Origin of the sequence: Micromonospora sp. DT62 (assembly GCF_049847285.1) — a bacterium.
Taxonomy (GTDB): Bacteria; Actinomycetota; Actinomycetes; order Mycobacteriales; family Micromonosporaceae; genus Micromonospora; species Micromonospora reichwaldensis.
Genome location: NZ_JBNCOB010000005.1, coordinates 251,468 through 263,357, shown reverse-complemented (window position 1 = coordinate 263,357; position 11,890 = coordinate 251,468). Strand labels below are relative to the sequence as shown.

At 74.7% G+C, this 11,890-nt stretch carries 11 protein-coding genes; 6 read left to right on the top strand and 5 right to left on the bottom strand.

Going from position 1 to position 11,890, the window contains the following annotated elements:
* Window positions 1–14 precede the first annotated feature (14 nt).
* Window positions 15–1,817 carry an AMP-dependent synthetase/ligase gene (locus ACPXCB_RS10505; RefSeq protein WP_425874376.1) on the bottom strand — a complete coding sequence of 601 codons (1,803 nt, stop codon included), beginning with the start codon at window positions 1,815–1,817 and terminating at the stop codon, window positions 15–17.
* Between the two features lie 192 nt (window positions 1,818–2,009).
* Here ACPXCB_RS10505 and ACPXCB_RS10500 point away from each other — a divergent pair, with 192 nt between their 5' ends.
* From ACPXCB_RS10500 to ACPXCB_RS10475, 6 genes are all read left to right on the top strand, one after another.
* The gene (locus ACPXCB_RS10500) at window positions 2,010–2,465 is read left to right on the top strand and encodes an SRPBCC family protein (protein ID WP_425874374.1); all 456 of its coding nucleotides are present in this window, start codon (window positions 2,010–2,012) and stop codon (window positions 2,463–2,465) included.
* Window positions 2,466–2,496: 31 nt separating this feature from the next.
* Window positions 2,497–3,141, top strand: coding sequence for a hypothetical protein (locus ACPXCB_RS10495; RefSeq protein ID WP_425874372.1), 645 nt, complete (start codon window positions 2,497–2,499; stop codon window positions 3,139–3,141).
* A 76-nt stretch (window positions 3,142–3,217) separates the two neighbouring features.
* A complete protein-coding gene (locus ACPXCB_RS10490; protein ID WP_425874370.1) occupies window positions 3,218–4,165 on the top strand; it encodes an ROK family glucokinase in 948 nt (315 codons plus the stop codon).
* 10 nt (window positions 4,166–4,175) lie between these two features.
* Window positions 4,176–4,883 carry an endonuclease/exonuclease/phosphatase family protein gene (locus ACPXCB_RS10485; protein ID WP_425874368.1) on the top strand — a complete coding sequence of 236 codons (708 nt, stop codon included), beginning with the start codon at window positions 4,176–4,178 and terminating at the stop codon, window positions 4,881–4,883.
* Window positions 4,884–4,974: 91 nt separating this feature from the next.
* On the top strand, window positions 4,975–6,381 hold the full coding sequence (locus ACPXCB_RS10480; RefSeq protein WP_151454536.1) for a flavin-containing monooxygenase: 1,407 nt from the start codon (window positions 4,975–4,977) through the stop codon (window positions 6,379–6,381).
* A 14-nt stretch (window positions 6,382–6,395) separates the two neighbouring features.
* Window positions 6,396–7,199: an alpha/beta hydrolase gene (locus ACPXCB_RS10475; RefSeq protein ID WP_393165319.1), complete on the top strand. Its 804-nt coding sequence runs from the start codon at window positions 6,396–6,398 to the stop codon at window positions 7,197–7,199.
* A gap of 55 nt (window positions 7,200–7,254) precedes the next feature.
* On the opposite strand, the gene ACPXCB_RS10470 is transcribed toward ACPXCB_RS10475, so the two are convergent.
* The 4 genes from ACPXCB_RS10470 to ACPXCB_RS10455 all read right to left on the bottom strand — a co-directional run bounded on the left by ACPXCB_RS10470 (window position 7,255) and on the right by ACPXCB_RS10455 (window position 11,814).
* A complete protein-coding gene (locus ACPXCB_RS10470) occupies window positions 7,255–8,673 on the bottom strand; it encodes an alpha,alpha-trehalose-phosphate synthase (UDP-forming) (protein ID WP_425874366.1) in 1,419 nt (472 codons plus the stop codon).
* Window positions 8,674–8,854: 181 nt separating this feature from the next.
* Window positions 8,855–9,706, bottom strand: coding sequence for a DUF308 domain-containing protein (locus tag ACPXCB_RS10465; RefSeq protein ID WP_425874364.1), 852 nt, complete (start codon window positions 9,704–9,706; stop codon window positions 8,855–8,857).
* 255 nt (window positions 9,707–9,961) lie between these two features.
* On the bottom strand, window positions 9,962–10,633 hold the full coding sequence (locus tag ACPXCB_RS10460) for a response regulator transcription factor (protein ID WP_311411569.1): 672 nt from the start codon (window positions 10,631–10,633) through the stop codon (window positions 9,962–9,964).
* Window positions 10,630–11,814, bottom strand: coding sequence for a sensor histidine kinase (locus ACPXCB_RS10455; RefSeq protein ID WP_425874361.1), 1,185 nt, complete (start codon window positions 11,812–11,814; stop codon window positions 10,630–10,632). Before ACPXCB_RS10455 ends, ACPXCB_RS10460 begins: the two co-directional genes overlap by 4 nt.
* Between the last annotated feature and the right edge of the window lie 76 nt (window positions 11,815–11,890).

The window sequence follows — 11,890 nt, the reverse complement described above, 5'->3', positions numbered from 1 at the left end:
GTGACGGATCGTAGTCAGCCGCGGTAGATGTCGGCGATCTCCGCCGCGTACGACTTGTGCACCACCTGCCGCTTGACCTTCAGCGACGGGGTCAGCTCGCCCGTCGCCTCGGTGAAGTCACGGGGCAGGATCCGGAACACCTTGATCGCCTCGGCCTTGGAGACCACCTGGTTCGCGGCGTCGACGGCGCCCTGGATCTCGGCGCGCAGCCCGTCGTGGTCGCGCAGCTTCTCGACGGGGGTGTCCTCGGGCAGGCCGGCCGAGGCGAGCCAGCGCGGCAGCGCCTCCTCGTCGACGGTGACCAGCGCGGCGATGAACGGCGCCCGGTCGCCGACCACCACGCACTGGCTGATCAGGGGGTGGGCCCGGACCTGGTCCTCCAGCACGGCCGGGGCGACGTTCTTGCCGCCGGCCGTCACGATGATCTCCTTCTTCCGGCCGGTGATGCTCAGGAAGCCGTCGTCGTCGAGCTGGCCCAGGTCGCCGGTGCGGAACCAGCCGTCCGCGCTGAGCGCCTCGGCGGTGGCCGCCTCGTTGCGCCAGTAGCCCTTGAAGATCAGATCGCCGGCGATCAGGATCTCGCCGTCGTCGTCGATCCGGATGGTCACGCCCGGCAGGGGCCGGCCGACCGAGCCGATCCGGGTGGCGTCGGGCAGGTTCGCGGCGGCGGCCGGGGAGGTCTCGGTCAGGCCGTAGCCCTCGCACACGTTCACGCCGATGCCGCGGAAGAAGTGGCCGAGCCGCGCGCCGAGCGGGGCGCCGCCGGAGATGGCGTCGCGGCACCGACCGCCGAGCGCCGCCCGCAGCTTGCGGTAGACCAGCTTGTCGAAGAGCGCGTGCTGGGCGCGCAGCGCCAGGCCGGGGCCGCCGGGGGCCTCCAGCGCCTCGCTGTACGCGATGGCGACCTGCTCCGCGCGGGCGAAGATCCTGCCCTTGCCGTCGGCCTCGGCCTTCTGCTTGGCGCCGTTGTAGACCTTCTCGAACACCCGGGGCACCGAGAGCACGAAGGTGGGCCGGAACTCCTGCAACTCGCCGACCAGGTCGCTGGTGTCCGCGCAGTGCCGCATCGTGGCCCGCGCCTGCACCACGCCGATCTGGATGAGCCGGGCGAAGGCGTGCGCCAGCGGGAGGAAGAGCAGGGTCGAGGCGCCCGGCCGGAACAGGTTGGGCAGCACCGGCACCGCGTTGGCGATGTCGGCGTACATGTTCCGGTGGGTCAGCACGCAGCCCTTGGGGCGGCCGGTGGTGCCGCTGGTGTAGATGACGGTGGCGAGGTCATCGGCGCGGACCGCGGCCCGCCGCCGGTCGATCTCCGTCGGGTCGACCGCCTCGCCGGCCCGGACCAGTTCGGCCACGGCGTCGAGGCCGATCTGCCAGACGTGACGCAGCTCGGGCAGCCGGTCCTGGACGCCGGCGACCAGGGTGGCGTGCGCGTTGCTCTCCACCACGCAGGCCACCGCGCCGGAGTCGGACAGGATCCAGGCGGTCTGGTCGGCGCTGGAGGTCTCGTAGATCGGCACGGTGACCGCGCCGGCCGCCCAGATCGCGTAGTCCAGCAGGGTCCACTCGTAGCGGGTGCGGCTCATCAGGCCGACCCGGTCGCCGGGCTGGACGCCGGCGGCGACCAGGCCCCGGGCCGCCGCGACGACCTCGTCGCGGAACTGCCGGCAGGTGACGTCGGCCCAGGTGCCCCCCGCGCCGGTGGGTCGGACGAACTGGACCGCGTCCGGGGCCACCTCGGCGTTGTCCCAGACCGGGTCGGTGAGGTTGGCCGCGTCGCCGACGGTGACGATCGGCGGGACGGAGAACTCGCGCACCTGCACTCCCTCGTGCTCACACTGGCCGGGCGGGCCGCCACCACGGTCGGCTCCGTCGAAACCTACCCGCCCCGGTGGCCGGGGCGAAAAGGCAGGTCGCCCAGGCTGCCCGTCGGTCGCCGCCGGACGCTTCGATCCGGCGTGCCGGGGCGGCGCGGCGTGGGCGCCGCCGGTGCCGGGTAGCCTCCCTGCATGGCGGACACCTCCACCCAGTCGATCGTCGTCGGCGCGTCACCGGAGCGGGTGGCGGCGGTCATCTGCGACTTCCCGAGCTACCCGGAGTGGACCGAGGCGATGCGGCGGGTCGAGGTGATCGAGGAGTACGAGGACGGCTACGCCAGCCAGGTCCGGTTCACCATCGACGCCGGTGTGGTGGCCGACGAGTACGTGCTGGCCTACGAGTACGCCGAGGACCTCTCCCGGATCGAGTGGCACCTGGTGGCGCCCTCGAAGATGCAGAAGTTCCAGCGCGGCTCGTACGACCTGGACGGCAACCCGGACGGCAGCACGACGGTGACCTACACCCTGGAGGTCGAGCTCTCCGTCGGGATGCTCGGCATGTTCCGCCGCAAGGCCGAAAAAATGATCATGGATACCGCGTTGAAGCAGCTCAAGCGCCGGGTAGAAGCATCCGGTGCGGCGCAGTGACGCGTCCGGCGGCAGGGTAGGGGAGCCGACCATGGGTGCAACGGATCCGGGTTCGGCCCGGGAAGAGGCCGAACGTCTGGTCGCCACGGCGCTGGCCGCCGCCCGGCTGGCCGCGGCCGGCTCGAAGGGCGGCCAGTGGGGTCCGCTCGGTGGGATCGTGTCGAGTGTCCTCGGTCACAGCGGCAGCCCGGGTGCGTCGGCGGGGCCGCCCGCGGGTGGTTTCGCCACCGGCGCGGCCGAATGCTGCCTCTGCCCGGTCTGCCGGGGCATCGCCGCCCTGCGCGATCCGAGTCCCGAGTTCGCCGAGCGCCTCGCCACCGGCGCGGGCGACCTGGCCGCCGGGGTGGCCAGCCTGCTGCGCGCGTTCACCCCGCCCGAGCCCCCCGCCGACGCCCCCGCCGGGCCGGCGGCCACCCCGGCTCCGGCAGGCGGGGACGACCACGTGTGGCGCGAGGCCACCCGTAGCGGGCATGATTCTCAGCCGGCACCGGAACGGGACGTCTGGTCCGCCGCCACGCGGGCGGAGGACGAGGCCGCCCCGGCCGCCGTACCGCCCGTCGACGTCGCCGGGCAGGCCGCCCCGGGGACCGTCCGGACGTCCACCGACGGGCCCGCGGTCCCCACGTCCCGGGCACCGGGGGACGAGGGCGGGCAACCTCCGGGCGACGGGGCCTGACCAACGCACATCCCGACCACGCGCCGGTCGTCCGCCGGCGCCGGTGCGGGCAGCACAGCAGAGGGGAGTGGCGGCGGTGACGCTGACCATCGGAGTCGACGTCGGTGGCACGAAGGTGGCCGGTGGTGTCGTGGACGCCGCCGGCACGGTCCTCGTGCAGGCCCGACGGGACACCCCCGCCGACGACGTCGCCAAGACCCGCGACGTCATCATCGAACTGGTCCGCGAGCTGGCCTTGGGGCATGCGATCGAGGCGGTCGGCATCGGCGCGGCCGGCTGGATCGACGCCAGCCGCTCGACCGTGCTGTTCGCCCCGAACCTGGCGTGGCGGGACGAGCCGCTGCGCGACTACGTCAGCGCCGCCACCGCCCTGCCGGTGATCGTGGAGAACGACGGCAACGTGGCGGCCTGGGCGGAGTTCCGCTACGGCGCGGCCCGCGAGGCCGACGACTCGATGGTCATGTTCACCATCGGCACCGGCGTCGGCGGCGGCATCGTGCTCAGCGGGGAGCTGCTGCGGGGCGCCAACGGCATCGCCGCCGAGCTGGGCCACATGCTGACGGTGCCGGACGGCCACCAGTGCGGCTGCGGCCGGCTCGGCTGCATCGAGCAGTACGCCAGCGGCAGCGCCCTGGTGCGGTTCGCCCGCGCCGCCGCCCGGCAGGAGCCGCACCGCGCCACCGGCCTGCTGGAACTGGCCGGCGGCGAGGCCGAGGCGGTCACCGGGCCCATGGTCACCGCCGCCGCGCAGGCCGGCGACCCGGTCTCCACCGAGGCGTTCGCGCAGGTCGGCCGGTGGCTCGGCACCAGCCTCGCCGACATGGCGCAGATCCTCGACCCGCAGGTGCTCGTCGTCGGCGGCGGGGTGATCGAGGCCGGGGACCTGCTGCTCGGCCCGACCCGCCGGTCGTTCGCCGACGCGCTCGCCCAGCGCAGCCGCCTCCCCGTCGCCGAGATCCGCCCGGCCGAGCTGGGCAACACCGCCGGCGTCATCGGCGCCGCCGACCTGGCCCGCCGGATCTGAGGCGGTGACCGTGACGCAGAGTTCGGGCGTGCCGCTGCGCGTCGTGTCGTACAACATTCACAGCCAGCGCGACGACACGGCCGCGCTGGCGGCGGTGGTCCGCGACGCCAGGCCGGACGTGGTGATCGTGCAGGAGGGGCCGCGCCGGTTCCGGTGGCGGCAGAAGTCGGCGGCGCTGGCGGAGTCCTTCGGCCTGGTGGTGGCCGCCGGCGGGCTGCCCGCGCTGGGCAACCTGCTGCTGACCAGCCTGCGGGTGCGGGTGGTGGCCGACCGCTGCCAGCGCTTCCCGCTCACCCCCGGCCGGCACCTGCGCGGCGCCGCGTACGCCGAGTGCGTGGTCGCCGGCGCGGCCCGGTTCACCCTGGCCGGCTCGCACCTGTCCACCGACCCGGCCGAGCGGCCCGCGCAGGCCGCGCTGTTCAAGCGCGAGCTGGACGCCGCCACCAGCCCGGTGGTCGCCGCGGCCGACCTGAACGAGGGGCCGGACGGGCCGGCCTGGGCCACCGTGGCGCGGGGGCTGGCCGACGCCGCCGTGGCGATGGACCGGGCCGACCGGCTCACCTACTCCTGCGCGGAACCCCGGCGGCGCATCGACGCCCTCTTCGTCGATCCGCGGATCACGGTGGTCGACTACGACGTGGTGGACACCCCGCAGACCCGCCGCGCCAGCGACCACTTCCCGGTCCTGGTCGACCTGCTGCTGCCGGCCGCCGACTGACCGTCCGTCGCGGCCGGGGCTGGACAACCCGCTCCGTTGTGGAGAGGATGCTGCGCGACCCGGCACTTGTGCCGCACAAAAGGAGATCCCGGTGTCCACCTCCACCGACCACGGCCGGCCCGACCCGGAGGCGAGCACTCTCGCCCTGACCCGCGACGGCCGGCCGGTCTCCGACCGGGGCGACACCGTCTGCGTCGTCGGCGCGGGGGCCAGCGGTCTGACGGCGATCAAGAACCTGAAGGAACACGGCTTCGGCGTCGACTGCTACGAGCGGGAGACCGGCGTCGGCGGCGCCTGGAACTGGCGGCACGACCGCAGTCCGGTGTACGCGAGCACGCACCTGATCTCGTCGCGGCCGTTCACCCAGTTCCCCGACTTCCCGATGCCGGACGACTGGCCGGACTACCCGCACCACAGCCGGCTGCTGTCGTACTTCGAGCGGTACGCCGACCACTTCGACCTGCGCGGGCACATCTGGTTCGGCACCGAGGTCGTCCGGGTGGAGCCCGTGGCCGGTGACCGCTGGGACGTGACCACCCGCAGCACCGGCGGCTACGGCCCGGAACGCACCTCCCGCTACGCGGCCGTGGTGATCGCCAACGGCCACAACTGGTCGCCGAAGCTGCCCCGCTACGAGGGGCTGGAGGAGTTCCGGGGCGAGGTCATGCACGCCTCGTCCTACAAGGACCCGGCGCAACTGCGCGGCAAGCGGGTGCTGGTGGTGGGCGCCGGCAACACCGGCTGCGACATCGCCGTCGAGGCCGCCCAGCAGGCGTCGCGCTGCTGGCACTCGACCCGCCGGGGCTACTGGTACGCCCCGAAGTACGTCCTCGGCCGCCCCGCCGACCAGGTCAACGACGCGCTGCTGGCGCTGCGCGTGCCGTTGCGGGTGCGGCAGTGGCTCTACCACTGGACGCTGCGGCTGACCGTCGGCGACCTGACCCGGTTCGGCCTGCCGAAGCCCGACCACCGGGTCTACGAGACGCACCCGATCGCCAACAGCCAGCTCGTCTACTACGTGGGCCACGGCGGGATCGCGCCGGTGCCGGACGTCGTCCGCTTCCACCCGTACGCCGTCGAGCTCTCCGACGGCCGGGAGATCGACCCGGACCTGGTCGTCTTCGCCACCGGGTACCTGCCGCGTTTCGAGTTCCTCGACCCGAAGGTGCTCGGCGACGACGCGGGGGAGGGCCGCCCGAAGCTCTGGCTGAACGCCTTCGTCCCCGGTCGCCCCACGCTGGCCGTGGCCGGGCTGGTGCAGCCGGACTCGGGCATCTTCCCCCTGTCGCACTGGCAGTCGGTGCTCTTCGCCCGGCTGCTGCGGCTGCGCGTGACCCGCCCCGACCGGGCGGCCGCCTTCGCCGCCCGGGTGTCGGCGAAGGCGGGGGAGCGCTACGCCGGGCCCGTCAAGGACAGCAGCCGGCACTGGTTCGAGGTGGGCCACGCCGACTACCTGCGCGCCGTCCAACGCGCGCTGCACGACCTGGAGGAACAGTGAGTCAGGTGCGGATCATGCGCGGGCGGGAGTGGGCCCGCCCGGTTCGCCCGGTCCGGCGTGAGGTGCTCGGCGCTACCCCCGAGGTGGAACAGGGACGTCCTCCGCTGCTCTTCGTACCGGGCTTCGGGCACGGCGCCTGGGCGTTCGCCGAGCACTGGCTCGGCCACGCCGCGTCCCGGGGCTTCCCGGCGTACGCGCTGAGCCTGCGCGGGCACGGCGACAGCGGGCCGGCGCCGGAGGCGACGCTGCGGGCGTACGCCCACGACGTGACCCAGGTGGCGGCGGGCCTGCCGCGCCAGGCGGTACTGGTGGGGCACGGCGCCGGGGCGCTCGTGGTGGCCCACGCGCTGGCCCGCTACCCGGCCCGGGCCGCGGTGCTGGTCGCGCCGGTGTTCGGCGGCTGGGCGACGTTCGGGGCGGCGCTGCGCCGCAACCCGGTCGGCACGCTGCCGGCGGTGTTCGGCGGGCCGCTGCGGCTGCACCGCCGGCAGCTGTTCAGCCGGGAGCTGCCCGAGGCGGAGGCCCGGGGCTACGCGGGCCGGCTGGGGCGGGCCGGCCGGCGCGCCCAGTGGCAGCTGCTGACCGGGCGGGCCGCCGAGCCGGCGGTGGGCGACCCGCCGGTGCTGGTGCTGGGCAGCCCCGACGACCGGGTCGTGCCGTCGGCGGCGCTGACCCGGGCGGCCCGGCGGTACGGCTCCGCCCCGCTGCTCTTCCCCGGCATGGGGCACGACATGATGCTCGACGCCCGGTGGCGGGAGCCGGTCGACGCGATCCTGGACTGGCTGGAGAAGGATCCCGCGCCGACCGGCCGGCCCTGACCGCCGCGGCCCGACCGGCCGGCCAACCCTGACGACCCGGGCCGGGCCGGCGGCCTCAGCCGGCGGCGCCCAGCCGGGTCAGCAGGGAGCCGCTGTCGTCGAGGGCGGAGAGGTAGGAGCGGGCCCACGCGCGGATGTCGTGCCGGTGCAGGTGCGCCCGCATGGCCCGCATCCGCGCGCCGAGGTCGTCCGGGCCCGCCCGCAGCGCCGCGAGCAGCCCCTGCTTGAGCCCCTCCAGGTCGTGCGGGTTGACCAGGTACGCCTGCGGCAGCTCGGCGGCGGCGCCGGCGAACTCGCTGAGCAGCAGCGCGCCCGTGTCGTCCACCCGGGCGGCGACGTACTCCTTGGCGACGAGGTTCATCCCGTCGCGCAGCGGGGTCACCGCCATCACGTCGGCGACGCGGTAGAGCGCGGCCAGTTCGGCGCGGTCGAACGGCTGGGTCAGGTAGTGGATCGCCGGCTCGCCGACCCGGCCGAACTCCCCGTTGATCCGCCCGACCTCGCGCTCCACCCGTTCGCGGAGGATCTGGTACTGCCCGACCCGTTCCCGGCTGGGCACCGCCACCTGTACGAGCACGGTGTCGCGCACCTTGACGTGCCCGTGGGCGATCAGCTCGCTGTACGCCTTGAGCCGCTGCTCGATGCCCTTGGTGTAGTCCATCCGGTCGACGCTGAGGATCACCTGCTCGGGACTGCCGAGGTCATGGCGCAGCCGGGCGGCCCGCTCGGCCACGTCGGGCCGGGCGGCCAGCGCGGCCATCTCTGCGGTGTCGATGGAGACGGGGAAGGCGCCGATCCGGACCACCCGGTCGTCGACGGCGATGCGCCGGTCGGTGGCGGGGACGTCCAGCACCTTCGCCACCAGCTGGGCGAAGTTGTGCGCGGCCTGGGAGCGCTGGAAGCCGATCAGGTCGGCGCCGAGCATCCCGCGCAGCAACTCGGCCCGGCGCGGGAGCTGCATGAACAGCTCGGGCGGTGGGAACGGCACGTGCAGGAAGAAACCGATCCGCAGGTCCGGCCGCAGCTGCCGGAGCAGGCCGGGCACCAGTTGCAGGTGGTAGTCCTGCACCCAGACGACCGCGCCGGGCTCGGCCACGTCGGCCGTGGCCTCGGCGAACCGCTGGTTGACCCGCTGGTACGCCTCCCACCAGCTGCGGTGGTACTCCGGTTGTTCCACCGAGTCGTGGTAGAGCGGCCAGAGGGTGGCGTTGGCGAAGCCCTCGTAGTGGTCGCGCAGGTCGTCGGCGGTCAGCGCAACGGTGTGCATGTGGACGCCGTCCACGTCGGGCAGCGCCGGCGCCGGGCCGGTGCCGCCGGCCCACCCCACCCACGTCGCCGGGGTGTGCCGCAAAAGGGGATGGAGGGCGCTTACCAGGCCACCGGGACTGCGGCGCCACTCGCAGGCACCGTCGGGCGCCACACTGTCGTCGATGGGCAGGCGGTTGGCCACCACCACGAGGGAACTCTGTCGCATCTCGGGCATTCCGATCAGCAGGGAGTGACCGCCGCAGCGGAGGAACAACCGGGCAGTCGGCGAGGGATGTGACGGACAGCGGTATTCCTACTGACAGTAAGTTACACCAGTGTTGCGCCCCGGGCTCGGGGCGTCCGTCGTCCCGGGATACGGGCAGGAGAGCCGTCGGACGGATCGCCGGTCAGACCACCGCGCCGTCGTCCGGGTCGCGCTCGTCGTCGTCGCCACCGGGGCGCAGCCGCCAGATCAGCGAGACGAAGCCGGCCAGGATGCCGGTGAAGCCGAACAGGTTGACCACCGACGGGTCGGCCACCGGGAAGAGCGACGGGAACAGGAAGAGCACGAAGCCGACCACGATGGCCAGCACCCCGACCACCGTGTACTTCGAGAAGCGCGGCAGGGGCGGGGGCGGCGGCGGGGTGTAGCGCTCGTCCTCCGCCTCGTCGTCGGGCAGGTCCGCGCCGAAGGTGTCCAGCCCGTCGAGCAGCGACGGCTCGTCCTGCCGGCCCCGCGACAGGGAGACGCCCGAGATGTCGGCCGCGTACGGCAACCGTCGTACGTCGGTGGCGGTCGGCCCGGCGGGCTCGTCGGGCGTGCCGAGGGTCACCGGGCCGGCGGCGGGACCGGGCGGGTCGTCCACGTCCTCGGCGGCGGGCCACGGGTTGTCGCCACCACGGGGGGCGGTGGTGTGGAAGCCGGCGACGATACGGGCCCACTCGGCCTCGATGTCCGGCTCGTCGTCGCGGGGCTTCTCGGGGGTCGTCTCGTCCGCGAGCTGGGTCAGGTAGTCCCGCGCGGTCGTCAGGTGCGACCGGTCGACGTAGAGCCGGTCGACGGGGCGGGCGGGCACGGTGGTGGTGCGGGTGACCGGGTTCAGGTCGGCCGAGGGCTGGAGGTAGGCGGCGATCCCACCGGCGGCCAGGACGTCGAGCAGGTGCTCACCGACGCGCGGATCCACGTCGCCGGCGATGGCGTACTCGCTCGCGTCGAGCCCGTTGTCCCGCCGTCCCCGGCGGGCCCCACCCGCTGACACCCGGACATCCTCCTCATCACGCGCCCGCGGCGCGGCCTTTGCCCCGTCGGCGCCGACCCGCACGCCGCGCCTTGAATCGTGACACGTCAGGACCCGGTTCCGGGAGTGCCTTGTGGCGCGGCGTACGAAGTCAGAGCCCCTGTCGCAGGTCGCGACCGGGGATTTATGTCCGTTCTTGCTGAATGTTTTTCAACGGAGCCCGCCTGCGGTGCCGCCCGAGGGGCCGCCGGTGCCGGCGAGCGCGCCGACCGCCGGTCAGCCCGGGCCGGGCGGTGATCCCGGCCGCACCAGACCGCTCTCGTACGCCGCCACGACGAGCTGCGACCGGTCCCGGGCGTGCAGCTTGGCCAGCAGCCGGCTCACGTACGTGCGCGCCGTCGCCGGGCTGATGTGCAGGACCGCGCCGATCTCGTCGTTCGACCTGCCGGCGGCCACCTCGGCCAGCACCTCCCGCTCCCGGGCGGTCAGCGACGCCAACCGGGCCGGGTCCGGCTCCCGCCCCCCGGCGCGTACCGCCGTCATGACCCGCCGCGTCACCGCGGGGGAGAGCAGGGCCTCCCCGGCCCGGACGATCCGCACCGCCCCCCGCAGCTCGTCGGGGCCGGTGTCCTTGAGCAGGAAGCCGGACGCGCCGGCCCGGATCGCCTCGAAGACGTACTCGTCGGTGTCGAACGTGGTGAGCACGACGACCCGTACGCCGGTCAGCCGCTCGTCGGCGACGATCCGGCGGGTGGCCTCGATGCCGTCCGTGCCCGGCATCCGGACGTCCATCAGCAGGACGTCCGGCCGCTCGGTGACCGCCAGCCGGTACGCCGCGTCGCCGTCGCCCGCCTCGCCGACGACCTCGATGTCCGGCGCCCGGTTGAGCAGCGCACGCAGCCCCGCGCGTACCAGGTGCTGGTCGTCGACGAGTCCCACCCGGATCACGTGGTCCCTCCCAGGGGTAGTTCGGCGCGTACCTCGAAGCCGCCGCCGGGTCGGTTGCCGGCGGTGACGGTGCCCCCGAGCAGGGCGGTGCGCTCCCGCATGCCGCCGAGCCCGTACCCGCGCGGGGTGTCCTCGCGCTGCCCACGGCCGTCGTCGCGGACGGCGACGGCGAGGGTGCCGGGGCCACGGACGACGTCGATCTCGACGGTGCTCGCGCCGGCGTGGCGCAGGGTGTTGGTCAGCGCCTCCTGGATCAGCCGGTGGGCGGTCGAGTCGACCGCGGCGGGCAGCCCGGTCAGCTCGCCCTGCCGGTGGACGGCGATCCGCAGCCCGGTGGCCCGCGCGCCGACGGCCAGGGCGTCCAGCCCGGCCAGCCCCGCCACCGGTTGCCGGGGCTCGGCCACGGCCGGGTCGCGCAGGAGACCGAGGGTGGTGCGCAACTCCCGGGCGACCTGGGTGGTGGCCGAGCGGACGTGCCCCAGGGCGGCACGGGCGGCCGCCGGGTCGTCGTCGAGGGCCTCGTCGGCCACGCCGGCGTGCAGCGAGATGACGGAGATGTGGTGGGCGATGACGTCGTGCAGGTCCCGGGCGATCCGGAGCCGTTCCTCCTCGACGCGGCGCGCCGCCTCCCGGGCGTGGTCGCGTTCCAGTTGCCGCAGCCGCCACCGTTGCTCCCGGCGCCGCAGCCGCCGGGACCGGACCCCGTCGCCGAGGGCGACCGCGGCGGCCATGATGGCGACGCTGGAGGCCAGCTCGAAACCGATGAGGTACGCGACGCTCGCGCCGTCCGCCGTGCGGAACGCGGTGGAGACGACGAGCAGGCCGAGCCCCACGAGCACCGCCCAGCGCAGCTGCCCGGCCTCGGCCGCCGAGTAGAGCGCCGCGGCGAGGGGGAGGGCCAGCCCGACCGGCGGGTAGCCGGCCACGTAGTAGGCGACCAGGCCGGCGGCGCTCACCACCAGCACGGTGGTCGGCGCGCGGCGGCGCAGGAGCACGAGCGCGCCGAGCCCGACGGCGAACAGGTAGGCGGGGACGTCGCGGCCCCGGTCGCCGCCCAGGTTCGCGGTGATCGCCGCCGCCACGACGGCCGCGACGGCGACGCCGATGAGCAGGTCCAGCACGGCGGCCCGGGGCAGCCGAACCAGCCTGCCCGCTCCCCGCCGCGCCCCGGCCACCCGCACACCACGAGCGTAGGTGCCGCAGGCCCCGCCGCGGGGCCGACGGGTGTCCCGACCGACCGTCGCCCCCCGCCGTATC